Raw genomic sequence first — 17,516 nt, forward strand, 5'->3', positions numbered from 1 at the left:
CACGCGAGTTTTATATTGGTACAGATGGGTATGTACGAGACGGTTTCTTAGATAAATTAAAAGAAAAAGCAATGAAAATTTTAAAAGGCGAAGCACGTCCAAACGCTGTCTTTCCTTTTATTTGTAAGCTTAATGATGAAAAGGAAGTTGATGATATTGATAATTGGGAATTAGCTAATCCTATGTTATCGCAGCCACTAAGCGAGTATGCTGAGGGATTACTTGAAACGATAAAGGAAGAATATGAAGATTTAGAGGATGATCCAAGTAACCGAGAAGAATTTATGACAAAGCGTATGAACTTACCAGTTACAAATCTAGAACGATCTGTTGCAAAATGGTCAGAGATTCTTGCTACAAACCGTCCGTTCCCTGATTTACATGCTCAAGAATGCATAGGAGCGTTAGACTTTGCGAGTATTCGAGATTTCGCAGCATGTGGTCTTTTATTTAGACAAAATGGTGAATATATCTTTAAAACTCATTCCTTCGTACGAAAAGAATTTGTTGATATCTATTACGGGTATTCTAAAAAAGCAGGCGAGTTCAAGAAACAAAAATTCGCTCCAATCAAAGAGTGGGAAGAGCAAGGTTTGTTAACAGTTGTGGACGAGCCTACTATTAATCCTCAACATATTGTTGATTGGTTTGTAGCAATGCGCGAGCAATATGGAATCAAAAAAATTATAGCTGATAACTTCCGTATGGAAGCAATAAGACCGCTATTAGTAGCAGAAGGGTTTGAAATAGAAGTTATACGAAACCCAAAAGCTATTCATAGTTTATTAGCTCCACGTATTGAAATGGCATTTGCAAATAAACAAATTATTTTTGAAGATAATCCGCTAATGCGTTGGTATACGCAAAATGTGTTGGTTGTTATCAAAGCTGATGGAAATAAAATATACGAAAAGAAAGAGCCCGTTCGTCGAAAAACAGATGGGTTTCAGTGTTTTGTTCATGCTCTTTATCGGGCGGATGAGATACAAGAAGCTACTGACTTTGTTATAGGCAATATTAAATTCTAATAAAGGGGGTGATAACCATTGGATGGTTAGGTACAGTATTTAAAAGAAATAAAGAATTAGAATTTATGTTGGATCTGGACATAATAACTGATACAGCAAACAGGCTTCATATGAAACGCTTGGCGATTGATACATGCGTATCATTTTTAGGAAGGACGATTAGTCAATCTGAATTTAGAGTAAGGAATGGTAAATCATTTAAGAAGGATGAGCTTTATTATCGATTAAACATAAGACCAAACAAGAATATGACCGCAAGTACCTTTTGGGAACGGTTTATTCGCAAACTTATTTATGATAATGAGTGTTTAGTTATACAAGCAGATGATGGTGATTTACTTATTGCAGATGGATTTCAACATAATGAGTACGCTGTTTTTGAAGATACTTTTACTGATGTAAGGGTTAAAGATTATACGTTTAAGAGAAGTTTTAAGCAAAGCGAAGTTATTCATTTGAAGTATCGGAATGATAAATTATCTCCACTTATTGATGGATTATTTGCAGACTACGGAGATTTATTCGGCAGGATATTAAACTCTCAAAAACGTAAAAATCAAGTTCGTGGTACGGTTGATATGGATATGATTGGTGCCAAAACTGAAGAACAAATAGCAAAGTTACAAGAGTTTATAGACAACATGTATAAGTCAATTGGTTCGAAAGATATAGCTATTGTTCCACAGCAAAAAGGTATAAATTATAACGAGATATACAATGGTGTTGCGAATGGTCCAAGTGTGGAAGAAATTAATAAAGTAACAAATGGTTTCTTAAATCAAGTAGCTATGGCAATTGGTATTCCTATAGCTTTGATATATGGAGAAATGGCTGATGTAGAAAAGCAAACGAAAAATTATATGCTTTTCACAGTACGACCATTATTAAAAAAACTATCTGATGAAGCGAATGTTAAATTCTTCGAAATGAGTGAATATCTTTTGGGACAAAAAATTGAGGTTAAGGCGGTTTCCTATCAAAGTATATTTGAGCTGGCGACAAGTATTGATAAACTCATTTCTTCAAGTGCATTTACGGGGAATGAAATTCGTTCGGAAGTAGATTATGAAGAGTCGGATGATCCAAACCTAAATATCCATCATATTACGAAGAACTATACAAAATTAAATGACTCTGAAGGGGGTGAGAATACAAATGACGGTGAAAATTGACGTGAAAGGACCAATTATTTCGAATGATGAAGCGTGGATTTATGATTGGTTTGAAATGGATGCTGTAAGCCCAGGTAAAATTTCAAAAGAACTAACTAATGCCAATGGTGATGATTTAATTGTATCGATTAACAGTCCTGGTGGTTATGTACACGAAGGGTCAGAAATTTATACAGCATTAAAAAATTATCCTGGTAACGTGGAAGTTCAAATTGTTGGTTTGGCTGCAAGTGCGGCTTCTGTTATTGCGATGGCTGGTGATAAAGTCCGAATATCACCTACAGCACAAATTATGATTCATAATGCTTCAATGTGGAATGGTGGAGATCATCGTGACATGGAAAAGGCAGCTGAAATGTTGAAAACGACAGATAGTGCAATTGTAAATGCTTATGTCATTAAAAGCGGTAAATCAGAAGAGGAACTACTTAATATGATGGCTGAAGAGACTTGGATGGGTCCGCAACAAGCATTAGAAAATAAATTTGCGGATGAAATCATGTTTATGGAGAATACAGTTAAAATGACAGCTTCAAGCGCCAGTTCTTCCATGATTCCGCAAAAAGTAATCGATGGTTTTAGAAACGGAACACTGAGAAAGGAAAGATCACAAGGAATTACAAAAGAAGATTTAAGCGCAGCTTTATCAGGATTAAAAAATGAGATTCTGAATGATTTACAACTGAATACAAATCCCAAAGGGCCTATTCAAGTTCCTGTTAAACCGAAACAGAATTTGAGTACGCTCTTTTTAAATTTAGGAGGAAAATAAAATATGGTTATTAAGTTTAATAATTTCGAAGATAAAAAACTAGCTTTTGCAAAAGCGACACAGGAAGGTACAGCAGAAGAACAAACAGCAGCGTTAAATTCCATGATTGAAGCACTTGCTACAGATGTTCGTTCAGATATTTTAAATCAAGTGAATGAATCAATGGTAGATCGTTCTATTATGCAATCTCGTGGTGCTAATGTATTAACAAGTGAAGAAATGAAGTTCTTTAATGCCGTTGTTGAAGAGGGTGGCTTTAAATCTACTGAAACTTTACCTAAAACAACACAAGAGAGAATTTTTGATGATTTAGTTCAAGGTCATCCGTTACTAGAGCATATCGGTTTAGAGAATTTAGGAGCCGTGACAGAATTTATATATGGAGATCCAGATGGTGCAGCTGTATGGGGACCGTTATTTGGTGATATTAAAGGGCAATTAAATGCTGCATTCCGAAAAGAATCAATTACTCAACTGAAATTAACAGCATTTATTCCATTAGCAAATGATATGTTGAAGCTTGGTCCAGTATGGGTGGAACGATATGTTCGTACTATGATTACAGAAGCAATGTCAGTAGGTTTAGAACGTGGTTTTGTAGCTGGTACGGGTAAAAATGAACCTATTGGATTATTAAAAGACCCTAGCGGAAGTGTCACGAATGGAGTATATCCAGATAAAAAAGTTGCTGGAACTTTAACTTTTGAGCCTGGTCGTAAAACAATTAATGAATTAAAAGGCGTGGTCAAATTATTGGCTAAAAAATTAAATCCTGATGGTAAAACCGATGCAGATCGTCCGAAAAATATTGCTGGTAAAGTAGTTATGGTAACAAACCCATTCGATACTTTTGATATTCAAGCAAATGCTACGATTCAAAATGCGGCAGGTGTATATGTAACGAGCTTACCTTTTAATCCAATCCCAACAGAATCTGTATTTGTACCTCAAGGACAAGTGGTTTTCTTTGTTAAAGGGGAATACATTGCAGCGATGGGTGGAACAGAGCCAATCAAGAAGTATGAAGAAACATTAGCTTTAGAAGATGCAACTGTTTATATTGCTAAACAATATGCTACAGGTAAACCGAAGGATAAATACACTTCACAAGTTTATACATTAAAGCTTGAAGAAGTAACCCCACCAACACAAGGGTGATGTGAATGAATACAGTAATTTCGAATGAAATATTACAGCAATTTAAAGAAAGGATGCACTTAGGGGATGAGGAAGATGATAACCTAAAGCGCATCCTTTCTACGTCTAACAAGGCATTACTTAGGGTTTGTGGGAATTATGATTTAAATAAAGATGAGGAGTTCAAAGAATTAGTCTTTGAACGTTCTCGTTATGTTTATAACGATGCATTAGAGTATTTTGACAAGAATTTTTTAAGTCAGATTAATAGTTTAGGTATCGAGAAAGCATTAGAAGAAATTAAATTGGACGGTGATTAATATGCGTCCTTTTCAGTATAAAAAACCACTGAATACAGGTGATTGTAGAAATCGAATTATCATTGAGCAACCTGAAGTAATAAAAGATGATTTGAATCAAGAAGTTGAAACAGGTAATTGGCAAGAAGTAAAAAAAGCATGGGCAATGATAAAAACGGTAAAAGGTTCGGAGTATATTGAAGCTTCGGCATCACAATCTACACGAATTTATCGGTTTGTGATGCCTTATACAGCAGGTATTACAGAATTAATGCGAATCAATATGAAAGGTCGTATCTTTGATATTATCGAACCGCCAATGAATGATGATGAAATGTATCAAACATTGACTATTATCGCAAAGGAGCATATTTGATATGAATGATTTTGCGAGCGAACTTGCTAGAGAATTACAAAGATATGCCCATGTTGTGGAAGAAGAATTGTTGACAGCGCAAGAAGAAGTTGCTGATGTTGCTGTGAATAAATTAAAACAAAACAGTCCTAAAAAAACAGGTGCTTATCGTAAAGGGTGGCGTAAGAAAAAAGAAGATAATGGTGTTGTTATTCATAATACTCAAGGGCAATTAACACATCTTTTAGAAAAAGGACATGCGAAAGTTGGCGGTGGACGTGTTCCAGGTCAAGTTCATATTCGTCCAGTTGAAGAGTATGTAATTAATGAATTACCAAGACAGATTGAAAGGGCGCTTGGATAATGACATTAGGTGAATTAACAAAAATTCTTGAAGCTACAGGATATCCTGTGGCTTATTCGCATTTCACAGCAACACCAACGAAGCCGGTCCCAGCGCCACCTTATATTTGTTTCCTTGTGGATGGATCAGCAAACCTAATGGCAGATAACAAGGTTTATCACAAAATAAATGATTTAAATATAGAGCTTTATACAACTAAAAAAGATTTAGTCGCAGAAGCAAAGCTTGAAAAGGTCCTAGACGATCACGAGATTCCTTATGACTCGTACGGGACTTTTATTGAATCTGAAAAAATGTATCAAAAAATATACGGAACGAGGTTGATATAAATGAATGAAAATAAAGTAGCTTTCGGTCTGAAAAATGTCCATTATGCACTCTATGAAATTAAAGATGGTGCAATTACATTCAGTACACCGATTCGATTACCAGGTGCGGTTGAATTAACCTTTGATCCACGAGGAGATCTAATTGAGTTCTACGCTGATGACATGCTTTATTACGCAGCAAGCAATAACCAAGGTTACGATGGAACATTGAGCATTGCTACTATCCCAGAACAATTTGCTATTGATGCGTTAGGCGAACAATTAGATGAGACAGATGGTATATTAAATGAAGTAGCTGATGCTAAAGGGAAACCATTTGCATTACTATTTGAATTCGATGGCGATATAAACGCTACTCGACATGTTATGTATAACTGTGCAGCGAGTCGTCCAACAATTGCATCTAAAACAAAAACAAATTCAGCCGAACCAAATACAAATGAACTGAAGTTTGTTTCTAGTCCAATCGTTTTAGCTCCTGGTGGAAGACCAATGGTTAAAACAAAAACAACATCTAAAACAACTCAAGCAATTTATGGTAATTGGTACAAAGAAGTATACGTTAAAAAACCAGCAGCACCAAAAGGAGCGTAATAGTAAATGGAAAAGACAATTACAGTAGATGGCCAAGACATTCGTTTAAAAAGTACAGGAGGGACACCAGTCCGATTTAAAGCGCAATTTGGAAAGGATTATTTCGCACAACTTCTCAAGTTAGCACCACTTGGAAAAATCGATATGGAAAATCTAGACCCAAGTAAGTTAGATAGTGTGGATTTCGAAGTATTCTATAATCTTGTTTGGACTATGGCAAAAACGGCCGATCCAAAGATACCAGAGCCAATGGTCTGGCTAGATTCATTTGATGAGTTTCCAATCATCGAAATTTTAGAAGATATTCAAGATATGATAGCTTCCACAATTCAATCTAAAAAAAAGTTGTAGATAGCAATAATAATAGTCAACAAGGAGCGAATCAGGGTGATGTGTTCACCACTGAGACGTTCCTTGTTTTGTGTTATAAATGCAAACTTACAAAAGCAGATTTAGAAGATATGACAATTGGTATGTGCCTTGATTATATCGATGGATATTTAGAAATGCAGAAGCCACCGCAAGAAAAAACGCGTAAAGCAACGCAAGCAGACTTTAATAGTTTCTAAAGAAGAGAGGTGAGAAAATGGCAGGAAAAATTAAAGGAATTACGATAGAAATTGGCGGGAATACAGAGCCGTTACAAAATGCTTTAAAAGATGTAAATAAGCGAAGTAATGATTTAACAAAAGAATTAAAAGATGTTGAACGATTGTTAAAGTTTAATCCAGGTAATGTTGAAGCATTAGCTCAAAAACAACAATTACTTACACAAGCAATTGAAAATACAACCCAAAAGCTAGATAAATTGAAGGTAGCAGAACAACAAGTGCAAGCTCAGTTTCAAAATGGAAAGATTTCTGAGGAACAATATCGTGCGTTTAGGCGTGAAATTGAATTTACAGAAGGGTCACTTAATGGTCTGAAAAATAAGCTTGGAAATATGAAAGCTGAACAAGACAACGTAGCGAGTTCAACAAGGCAATTAGAAACATTATTTAGAGCTACAGGGAAAAGTGTTGATGATTTTGCAGGAGTGTTAGGAAATCGTCTTGTGAATGCAATTAAAAGTGGTACGGCTACCAGTAGACAGTTAGATCAAGCAATTGGTCTTATTGGTCGTGAAGCATTGGGAGCAGAAGCTGATATTGAAAAGTTACAACGTGCGCTTCGTTCTGTTGATGATGGTAATTCAATACAACAAGTTCGAAATGATTTAAGGGACCTTTCACGAGAAGCTGAAAGAGCAGGTAAAAGCTTCAAAGAGTTAGATATCGGTTTAGAAAATATGTTAGGTGGAGCAATGGCGGCAGGTGGCATCTCAGGTGTAATTGAAAAAGCACTTGATGCCTCAAAATTAAAAACGAAAATTGATGTAACTTTTGAAGTCCCGGCATCATCTAAGAAATCAGTTGAACAAGCTGTTCGAGGAATCGAAGCGTATGGTGTAGATGTGGAGGAAGCTCTTGAAGGAACGCGTAGACAATGGGCTTTAAATAAAACCGTAAGCGATACAGCTAATACATCAATTGTAAAAGGTGCAGCAGCCATTACTACAGCTTATGCTGGTATTGATTTTACTGAGTTAATTCAAGAATCGAATGAAATCGGGAATGAATTAGGGATAACTAATGAAAGTGCTCTAGCATTAACAAATTCTCTTTTTAAAATGGGATTCCCACCTGAGCAATTAGATATTATCGCTGAATATGGTGGGCAATTAACACGAGCTGGTTATACAGCTGAAGAAGTACAAGCAATTATGGCAGCGGGTGTTGATACAGGAACATGGAATATTGATAATCTCTTAGATGGTTTGAAAGAGGGACGTATCAAAGCAGCCGAATTTGGGCAGGGTGTTGATAAATCAATGAAAGAAGCCTTGGAAGGTACAAAGATTTCAGTTGATCAGTTAGAAAAATGGGGGCAATCTGTAGCAAAAGGCGGTAAAGAAGGCTCAACCGCTATGACAAGTATCGCTAAAGCTTTAAATGAGGTTGAAAATGAAACAAAGCGAAATGAGATTGGTGTAAAACTTTTCGGTAGATGATAAATTGTGCCGAAGTAAAATCGCGGTATGAAGCAAGAAGGGTGAGATTCCTGACTTGAACCGAAGGTTATACGAAGTATAGTCAGGGGCAGAGCATAGAGGGTGAAAAGATATAATCCCTCCACGAGACCGCGACACTTATTAGTGAAAACGTATGCCGAACTTACAGGAAATGAACTGTAAGAAGTAGAAGGATAAAAAGCCTTTACGATAACAAAATGACAATGTTTGAAGATCAAGGACAAAATATTATAGATACATTGTTAAATGCTCAAGGTAAAGTTATAGATTTAAATGTGAGTCAAGAAGAGTTAAATGCAATGATTAAGAAAATGGATGCAAGTCCAGCTGTGAAGTTCCAAAAAGCAATGGGTGACTTAAAAATGGCACTTGAGCCACTTTTGGGTATTGTAGCTAATATTATTGGAGCTTTTGCGAGTTGGGTTTCAGCACATCCAGCATTAGCCGCAGCATTAACAACTGTTGCTGTAGCATTAGGAATATTAATTGGAGCTTGCATGGCCTTAGCCCCGGTATTTGTCACCTTATCCAGTATAGCTGGAATTGCAGGTGTAAGTATTGGGGCTGTTGCTGGTCCAGTTGCATTAGTGGTAGGTGGATTTATAGCCGCCACCGCAGCGATAGTTGGATTGGTAATCGGAATTAAAAAGTTGTGGCAAACAAATGAAGGTTTTAAAAATAGTATCACTGGCGTAATAAGTGGAATACAAAGTTTTATCGATATCTTAGTAGCGTTAGGTAAATATCTATTTTGGACAGCGGCAGATGGTGATCACTTAAATGATTGGATCACACACTTACCGAAAGGATTCCAGGATGCGGCTGAAATAATAGGACTGGCAGTAAGTAAAATACGTGAAGCATGTCTTCATCTTTTTGATGCTGTGAAAGCTGTTTTTTCAGGAGATTTTAGCCAATTAGGAGAGATTTTTAAGACAATTGGCCCTTCTATAGCGGGAGCGATTATTGGTGGGCTTCCTGGTGTTCTCATCTCGGTATCTCGTTATTTGCCAGCGATAGCAGAGTATTTGAATGCAAACTCCGGAATTATTCTTGAAACCATAACAAATATTTTTACCAATATAGCTAACTTTGTAACAACAGCATTACCGCAATTTCTTGAAGTCGGATCTCAAATGATTTCAAGTTTTGTGAATGGTTTGGTTGTAGCGGCTCCAATTATCCTTGAAGCCATTGTTGGAATCATTAATACAATTTCACAAATGATTGCAACTTATCTTCCTATGATTGTTCAAACGGGAATCCAAATTATTCAAACCTTAATTTCCGGAATTGTACAGGTTTTACCTACTCTTATCGAGACGGGACTTCAATTAATTATGACTTTAATTAATGGAATTATGCAGATGATTCCGCAATTAATACCAATAGCTGTAACGATTATAGAAACCATTATTAATGGAATTATGTCATTTTTACCACAGTTAATTGAAATAGGAATAAATTTATTAGTTTCGCTAATCACAGGTATTACACAAGCTTTACCTATGATCGGTTTAGCAATTATTACAGTCATTACAACTTTGATTGAAGCAATTACGTCAAATTTACCAATGATTATTGAAGCTGGTGTTAAAGTTTTAATTAGCTTAATAGATGGAATCATTAAAATGCTACCGCAATTAATAGATTTAGCGATAAATCTTATAACGAAAATAGCAGATACATTACTAGCAAACTTACCTAAAATAATTGAATCCGGTATAAAAATTCTAATGGCTATTATCGATGGGATTGTAAAAGTCTTACCACAGCTTATTAACGCAGCCTTAGATTTAATTGTTAAAATAGCATCCACATTAATTGCGAATTTACCAAAGATACTTGAAGCAGGTATCAAAATTTTGCTTATGTTAATTGCAGGGATTGTTCAAGTCTTACCACAGTTAATCGGGGCAGCGCTTAATCTTATTATCACTTTAGCAGGGGAATTAATTAGAAACTTACCAAAGATACTTGAAGCTGGTGTTCAATTAATTTGGGCATTAATAAAAGGTATTGTAAGCATGGTGGGACAGTTAGGTTCTACAATTGTGACTGATATTATACCGAAGATTGTTGATACTTTAAGAAAGATCGACTTATTTAAGATAGGTAAAGATATAATAAGTGGATTGATAGACGGTTTAGGAAGTATGGCTGGAAAAGTGTTAGATAAGGTAAAATCCATCGGTAGCAGTATTTTAGATGGTTTTACTGGATTCTTTGACATTCACAGTCCATCAAGATTAATGAGAGATCAAGTTGGTAAGCATATTGGAGCTGGTCTTGCGATTGGTATGGAAAACTCAATCGGCATAATAAACCGCGCATCTCAAGCAATGAGCGAAGCAGCAGTACCGACAGTTAATGTTGGCAATATAGGATTACAAGCTAACGGATTATATCAAGGTCAAGGGGTAAATGGTGAATTTGCAGTCCCAGGTGGTGGACTAGCAATTGAAGTGCCTGTAATTTTAGAAGGAAGAGAAGTTGCGCGGGGTACTTATCGATATACAACCGAGTATCAAGATAGAGAAGTAAAAAGAAACTCAGACTTTTAGGTTTGGGTTTATTTTATAAAGAAACGGGGTGTCAAAATGAGCTCTTTTACATTCAACAATCAACGAAAAGAATATATCCAAATAGAAAAAGGATGGAGTCCACCAACATGGGCACCTCTAAAACGTAATTTCTTAAAAACACCTGGATATCCAGGCGCAAGATTATTAGGAACGGATACAGATCCTCGTCCGCTTCCTGTCCCTGTAGGAATTATCGTTCCAGATGGAACGGATTTAGAAACGTTAAAAGAAGAAATAGCAGCATGGTTAATTACAGAAGAAGCAGTTGAGCTAGTATTTGATGCAACTCCTGATCGAACATATTTAGCTATAATTGATGAAGATTTTAATCCTGATGATTTCGTTACGTTAGGTAAAGGTACTTTGAAATTTATTTGTCCAATGCCTTATAAATTAGGACCTACTCGAACAGTAGATTTTCAAACAGGTGCGCTTGGGTTAACAGCAAATGTTCAAAACAAAGGAACTGTTCATTCTAATCCTATTATCGAGGTTAACATTACGAAACCAAACACTTTTTTAGATGTATGGTTCGGCGGAGTATCCTTAAGTGATCGAGATTATTTTCGTATCGGTATACCACTAAAAACTGTTGAAAAGCCTGTAGAAAGGAATCAACGTATTGTATGGGATGAAATGGCTACTACGGTCGGATGGAGTAAAGTCAGCTCAATGGAAGATGGTGAGCCAGTTGGCGAAATGAAATCAGATAAATATCAATTTTATTGTTCTGATTTTGGTACTGGAACAGGTAAAGGGTGGCATGGTGCAGCTGTTAAAAAGAGTATACCTGGTGGCCCAGTTCAAGATTTTATTATGCAAGCCTACGTTACTTGTAAGAGTAAGAAAATCAATGAAATGGGAAGAGTCGAGATAGCAATACTCGATGAAAATAGTAAGGTACTTTCAAAAATTGCTATGAACGATCTCTATTGGCAAGCCGAACAAAATTTTGGAACGATGGTTATTGGATACGATAATAAGCCAGGGAAAACAGGATTGATTTATGAAAGCGGTGATTATCCGAATACATGGAATCAATATTTTGGTCGATTGTGGATAGCTAGAACAGGAAACGTATGGGAAGCGTATATTTCAAAATTCCTTCCTGGGACAGAAAAAGATGATTCAGAACGTTTCGCAAGGTGGACTGATGAAAATAACTATCACATGGAAAAAGCAGCTCAAATACAGATTAGCATTATGCAATGGCAGGATGTACCACCAGTAGAAGCGATGTCAGTTAGTGATTTAAAGTTTTGGAAAGTAAATTTAAATACGAAAAACACACCACCTTATATAGTAGATGTTGGTGATAAAGTCGTAATTGATACAGAAAACAGTCATGTAACGATTGAGGGAAAGGATGCAATTAATATGAAGGATATTTTTAGTAATTTCCCTGTCATTAATAAAGGTATGAATACACTAGAAATTATGCCTTCTGATATCGGAACAGCAAAGGTTAAATATAGGGAGCGATTTAGATGAGAACACCAAGTGGAGTCTTGCATGTTATTGATTTTAAAACGAGTCAAATCGTTTCAGCTATACAACCAAAAGATTATTGGGATGATAAACGTCATTGGGAAATCAAGAATAATATCGATACTTTAGAGTTTAAAGTATTTGATAACACGACATATGCAGCAACACTTATGCAACAAAATTTAGTATTAAAAGAAGTAAGGGATGGGCGTATTGTTCCGTATATAATCACTGAAGTAGAAAAAGACCCTAACGATAGATCCGCAATTACTTATGCATCAGGTGCATGGATTAATCTTGCTAAAGATGACTATATTCGTCCACAGAAAATTGAAGGTAAGACAGTAAATGAATTTATGGATATTGCTCTTATAGGGACAAAATGGAAGCGCGGTAAAACGGAGTATGCTGGATTTCATTCTATGACTATTGATGAATTTATAGATCCATTGAGTTTCTTAAAAAAGATTGCTTCCCTATTTGAACTAGAAATGATATACCGTGTTGAGGTGGTAGGTGCTCAAATTGCAGGTTGGTATGTAGACATGGTGAAAAAAAGAGGAAGAGAAACAGGAAAAGAAGTCACGTTAGGTAAAGATTTAGTTGGAATCAAACGTATTGAGAACTCACAAAACATTTGTACAGCTTTAATCGGCTTTATCAAAAAAGAAGGTGGAGAAGTTCTCACTATTGCAGATATAAACAAAGGTATGCCCTATATTGTAGATAATGATGCTTTTCAACGTTGGAACGAAAAAGGGAAACATAAATTTGGATTTTACACACCAGAAACAGAACAAGATATAACACCAGAACGTTTATTGACTCTTATGAAAACAGAGTTAGCAAAACGTGTGAATACTTCTATTTCTTATGATGTTCAAGCACAAAGTATAGGCCGTGTATTTGGACTAGCTCACGAGTTAATCAATGAAGGAGATACAATCCGAATTAAAGATGTTGGATTTACACCTAAGCTTTATTTAGAAGCAAGGGCAATCGCTGGTGATGAATCACATACGAATCCTTTGCAAGATAAATACTCATTTGGTGATTACCGCGAAATTACTGATCCAAATGAAGAACTACGAAAGATTTATAAGCGTATTCTTAGTTCACTAGGAAGTAAGCAAGAACTGATAGATCAGTTAGATAAATTAGTGAAAGATGCAAATGAAACAGCTAATAATGCTAAGAAAGAATCCGAAGCAGCGAAAACATTGGCTGAAAAGGTTCAAGAGAATCTTAAAAATAACACGGTAGACATCATTGAAGCTAAGAATCCACCGACAACGGGACTTAAACCTTATAAAACACTTTGGCGTGATATTAGTAATGGAAAGCCTGGTATTTTGAAAATATGGACAGGCGCAGCTTGGGAATCGGTTGTACCTGATGTTGAATCTGTTAAGAAAGAAACACTTGAGCAGGTAAATAAAGATATTGAGTCCGCCAAAACGGAGTTAAATCAAAAGGTTCAAAGTGTGGAAGGTAAAGCGCAAGAAATAGCTGGACAAATAGTAGATGTTCAAAAGCAAGTCAATGGAAAAGTGGATCAAACATGGATTCATACACAGTTAAAAGATAAAGCCGATAAATCTGGAGTGTTTACAAAAGAAGAAATTAACAATGGTTTTATAGGGAAACAGATCTATGAAACTGATAAACAAGGGAACGTACAGAAATTCAAGGATATTAATACATCGATTGGTCAAACGAATGAAGCTCTTACACAGAAAGCGGAGAAGTCTGAATTAAAGAGAACGAATGAAGGTTTATCACAGCTAGAGCAGAAGACGAACGAAATTAAGACAACAGCTGAGGGGACGAAACAAACCCTTACTGAACTTAAAACTAAAGTTGATAATACTGAAATTGGTGTTCGTAATATATTACTAAATAGTCAATTGCCAGTAATTTATTCTAATAATGCACCTATCTATCCAATAGATGTATCTGAACAAACGGAAGGTACAGTTAAGTTTTTAAGGGTTAAGAACTCTAAAAAAGGTACAGATACTGTTACGCTTAGTTTGTATAATGGATTTTTACTATCAAACGTATCGGATAATATTGCTGGTAGGCAGGTTACTTTCTCTCACAAAGTTAGGGCATCAAAAGCAATGAGTATGACATTGATGGCACTGTTATATGGCAGCTCAGAATTTCCATTTCCTGATAGAAATAAAACATTTGAAGTTAATGGTAGTTGGGCTACTATATCGACCACTCTTACAATGCCAAATGACCTGTCTAAATATACTGGAATTAGATTTATCCTTTCAACTCCAAAGGTCCAACAAGCGGATATTTATGTGGATTTTAGGGAGTGGAAAATTGAGCTTGGAAACAAGCCTACAGACTGGATACCAGCACCAGAAGATCAAGTAACAACAACTGACTTTACCAAAAAGACAGTAGAAATTGAGACTACTATTAAAGGGATTAACACTACTGTTTCTAATGTTCAAAATGAACAAGGAAAGCTTACTGAACGTGTAACGAAATCAGAGCAAACCGCAGATGGATTTAAAACTTCTATTGAATCGTTAACAAAAACAGATACTGAAATCAGTAATAAATTAAATACGGTTGAATCGACTGTGGAAGGTACGAAAAAGACGATTTCTGATGTACAACAAACAACAAGTGAGCTTAAGAAAACAACAACTGAAATTAAAGAAGAAGCAGGAAAGGTCACCGAGAAGTTGAGTAGTGTGGAGAAAAAGTTTGATGATATGAAGATTGGTGGACGTAACATTCTGTTAAGTACAGGTGGCACACTTAAATCTGACACAGGAACAACAGTGTCTAATATAGTAAATAAGTCATTTAAAATTGTGCCGGATGGTTTATCGATGTTACAAGGGCAGCAGTTTACTGTTAGCTTTAAAGCTAGAACTATTGGATATGAAAAGGGAACACCGAATCCATGGGCTGGGGTAGAAGTGTGGATTAAGTATAAAGATGGTGAACAATTATGGCCTGGTGTTCGTTGCGAAAGTGATGTTAACGCAAACCAAGAATGGAAAACATATTCCTTTACTTATAATCTTAAAGATAAGGCAATTGAGGTTTTCAATCCGCAAACGCTATTACGTAATGTTAAAGGCATGATCGAATTAAAAGAATGGCAAATTGAAATTGGAAATAAAGCAACAGACTATAAACCAGCAGTAGAAGACCAAGTATCAACCGATGAATTCACGAAAAAAACAACCGAAATTGAAAAAAGTGTGGATGGTGTAAAAAATACTGTATCTAAGGTGCAGAATAGTCAAGATGGATTCGAAAAACGCATGACTACAGTGGAACAAACAGCAACTGGATTATCTTCCACAGTGAGCAATTTAAATAATGTAGTATCAGATCAAGGGAAAAAGCTTACTGATGCAAATACAAAACTCGAACAACAGGCAACAGCAATTGGAGCGAAAGTTGAGCTTAAACAAGTAGAGAATTATGTTGCTGGATTTAAGATACCTGAGTTGAAGCAAACCGTTGATAAAAATAAACAAGATTTGTTGGGCGAATTAGCTAACAAACTTGCAACTGAGCAATTTAATCAAAAAAGGACTTTGATTGATAACCGCTTTATTATCAATGAACAGGGGATCAATGCTTCAGCCAAAAAGACAGAGGTATATACAAAAGATCAAGCAAATGGGCAATTTGCCACATCATCTTATGTAAGAGATATGGAAACCCGTCTTCAGTTAACTGAAAAGGGCGTTCGTATATCTGTAAAAGAAAATGATGTAATCGCAGCATTCAATATGAGTAAAGAAAACATTACTTTGAATGCGAATAGGATTAACTTAAGAGGTTTTATTACAGCGGATCATATCAAAGGGCAAGTTTTAGAAGGAGTAACACTTAAAACGAGTGGAAGTAGATTTGTTGAAATAAATAAGCAAGACATGAAGATTTTCGATGCAGATAGGCCGCGTGGTTATATAGGATTTATGGAAGCAAATGATGGAAGTATTCAACCTTCATTAGTCCTTGGTTCTGATAATAGAAAATACGCCGGCACAGGATCGTTTTATATTTATCAAGTCATGCCGCGAATTAATGGAGTTGATCAACCTTCTAAAGCGTATGCAAAGTTTGGGATTTCTAAAGGAGAAAATGCAGAAGGCACTAATATATGGTCATCATATATTCAAATGCAGAATGACGGTGGACATCTTTATGCATATGCAGCCGGAAGATTATACTTTGACAATTTGAATGACATTGTTTTTAACTCAGTGGGATGGGCTCCAGGATACGGAAAGTTTATAGTGACAACCACAGAGCCACATTATTTTAAAAATGACTATGGTGAGTTTCATTTTGATAGAAAAAGTACTGGTAACAGTATATACTTTGCCAATGGTGTTAATGATCATGATTTAAACATGGGAAGATTAATGCTAAGAGCAAGTCTTGTATCAGGCTATGATATGAATTTACAAATTAAAGATGTGTATGGTAATGGATGGCGAGATATAGAGTTAAGAACGCTACGAGCGAATGAGAATGTAAATGCCAATGGTCAAATGTGGGCCAAAGCATTTAATCCTACGTCAGCTAGAAATATGAAAGAGAATATAAAAGATATTCCTTTTTCAGCTCTTGATAAAATCATGAGTTTAGCTATCAAACAGTACAACTTCAAGGATGATATGTATGATCTGTACCAAATGCGTGTAAACAAGCCGGAAGAAAAAACAGAACCATATACAACAAAAGAAATTGAAACGTATTTCGGTATGATTGCAGATGATACGGAAGATATATTTACAGATAAAGAGAAACGGGCCATTAATTTATATAATACTGTTTCGATCTTTATTGCAGCTTTCCAACAGCAGTATCATGAATTTAACGAAGAGGTAACTACTGTTAAAGGTGAGAATAAACAACTAAAAGAGCAGGTTACGACCCTAGCAAACGATGTGGCCACATTAACAGATTTAGTTCAAAAATTAATAAACGGGAAACCAGAGCAGCCATAAGCTGGTCTTTTTTTATTGCCTAAAAAGGGGTGGTCAAAGTGGAAGCGTTACAAGATGTACGAAGTGATGTTCAAGAAATAAAGCAAGATATTAAGGACATTCGCTTAGAGATTAAAAGTTTAGAAATGAGGACAACAGGTAACGAGAAAGACATTATCAATATCAACAAACAACTAGATAAAATCAGCGCCAATACTACCTGGATTTTGCGACTTATAGTTGGCGGAATTGTTGGTGGCATTCTCACTTTCTTAATGAAAGGAGGTGGTATGTAATGTTTGAAATTACTGTAATGATTGGAATTGTAGTAGGTCTTTCA

Annotated in this window: 16 protein-coding genes; all 16 read left to right on the plus strand. The window is 35.8% G+C overall.

Annotation, left to right across the window (positions count from 1 at the left end; translation table 11 throughout):
* Positions 1-1,028, plus strand: a 1,028-nt coding sequence (locus ACQRBL_RS19175) for a terminase TerL endonuclease subunit (RefSeq protein ID WP_427735190.1), incomplete at its 5' end; no start/stop codon positions are given.
* Between the two features lie 8 nt (positions 1,029-1,036).
* Positions 1,037-2,200 (plus strand): phage portal protein, encoded by a 1,164-nt coding sequence (locus ACQRBL_RS19180; RefSeq protein WP_098487495.1) that lies wholly within the window; start codon positions 1,037-1,039, stop codon positions 2,198-2,200.
* A complete protein-coding gene (locus ACQRBL_RS19185; protein WP_098214552.1) occupies positions 2,184-2,972 on the plus strand; it encodes a head maturation protease, ClpP-related in 789 nt (262 codons plus the stop codon). The genes ACQRBL_RS19180 and ACQRBL_RS19185 overlap by 17 nt, the downstream gene beginning before the upstream one ends.
* Positions 2,973-2,975: 3 nt before the next feature.
* Positions 2,976-4,130: a phage major capsid protein gene (locus tag ACQRBL_RS19190; protein ID WP_006914594.1), complete on the plus strand. Its 1,155-nt coding sequence runs from the start codon at positions 2,976-2,978 to the stop codon at positions 4,128-4,130.
* Between the two features lie 5 nt (positions 4,131-4,135).
* Entirely contained in the window at positions 4,136-4,429 is a 294-nt protein-coding gene (locus ACQRBL_RS19195) for a hypothetical protein (protein WP_340135139.1), read from the plus strand.
* Between the two features lies 1 nt (position 4,430).
* Positions 4,431-4,784, plus strand: a complete 354-nt coding sequence (locus ACQRBL_RS19200) for a phage head closure protein (protein ID WP_089148395.1) — start codon at positions 4,431-4,433, stop codon at positions 4,782-4,784.
* Between the two features lies 1 nt (position 4,785).
* A complete protein-coding gene (locus tag ACQRBL_RS19205; RefSeq protein ID WP_098214535.1) occupies positions 4,786-5,127 on the plus strand; it encodes an HK97 gp10 family phage protein in 342 nt (113 codons plus the stop codon).
* Positions 5,127-5,456 carry a hypothetical protein gene (locus tag ACQRBL_RS19210; RefSeq protein WP_098214536.1) on the plus strand — a complete coding sequence of 110 codons (330 nt, stop codon included), beginning with the start codon at positions 5,127-5,129 and terminating at the stop codon, positions 5,454-5,456. Before ACQRBL_RS19205 ends, ACQRBL_RS19210 begins: the two co-directional genes overlap by 1 nt.
* On the plus strand, positions 5,457-6,050 hold the full coding sequence (locus ACQRBL_RS19215) for a major tail protein (RefSeq protein ID WP_411995824.1): 594 nt from the start codon (positions 5,457-5,459) through the stop codon (positions 6,048-6,050).
* Positions 6,051-6,056: 6 nt separating this feature from the next.
* Positions 6,057-6,401 (plus strand): hypothetical protein, encoded by a 345-nt coding sequence (locus tag ACQRBL_RS19220; protein WP_000415940.1) that lies wholly within the window; start codon positions 6,057-6,059, stop codon positions 6,399-6,401.
* Between the two features lie 68 nt (positions 6,402-6,469).
* Positions 6,470-6,619, plus strand: coding sequence for a hypothetical protein (locus tag ACQRBL_RS19225; protein ID WP_006914606.1), 150 nt, complete (start codon positions 6,470-6,472; stop codon positions 6,617-6,619).
* A gap of 17 nt (positions 6,620-6,636) precedes the next feature.
* Positions 6,637-8,100, plus strand: a complete 1,464-nt coding sequence (locus ACQRBL_RS19230; RefSeq protein ID WP_411995823.1) for a hypothetical protein — start codon at positions 6,637-6,639, stop codon at positions 8,098-8,100.
* A gap of 218 nt (positions 8,101-8,318) precedes the next feature.
* Positions 8,319-10,685 carry a phage tail protein gene (locus tag ACQRBL_RS19235; RefSeq protein ID WP_006925941.1) on the plus strand — a complete coding sequence of 789 codons (2,367 nt, stop codon included), beginning with the start codon at positions 8,319-8,321 and terminating at the stop codon, positions 10,683-10,685.
* A gap of 36 nt (positions 10,686-10,721) precedes the next feature.
* The gene (locus ACQRBL_RS19240; RefSeq protein WP_098214540.1) at positions 10,722-12,197 is read left to right on the plus strand and encodes a distal tail protein Dit; all 1,476 of its coding nucleotides are present in this window, start codon (positions 10,722-10,724) and stop codon (positions 12,195-12,197) included.
* Positions 12,194-17,197 (plus strand): phage tail spike protein, encoded by a 5,004-nt coding sequence (locus ACQRBL_RS19245; protein WP_411995822.1) that lies wholly within the window; start codon positions 12,194-12,196, stop codon positions 17,195-17,197. The genes ACQRBL_RS19240 and ACQRBL_RS19245 overlap by 4 nt, the downstream gene beginning before the upstream one ends.
* 38 nt (positions 17,198-17,235) lie before the next feature.
* Positions 17,236-17,472, plus strand: coding sequence for a hemolysin XhlA family protein (locus tag ACQRBL_RS19250; RefSeq protein ID WP_000387825.1), 237 nt, complete (start codon positions 17,236-17,238; stop codon positions 17,470-17,472).
* Positions 17,473-17,516: the final 44 nt, after the last annotated feature.

The sequence above is a fragment of the Bacillus sp. AF62 genome (assembly GCF_050312695.1).
Taxonomy (GTDB): domain Bacteria; phylum Bacillota; class Bacilli; order Bacillales; family Bacillaceae_G; genus Bacillus_A; species Bacillus_A cereus.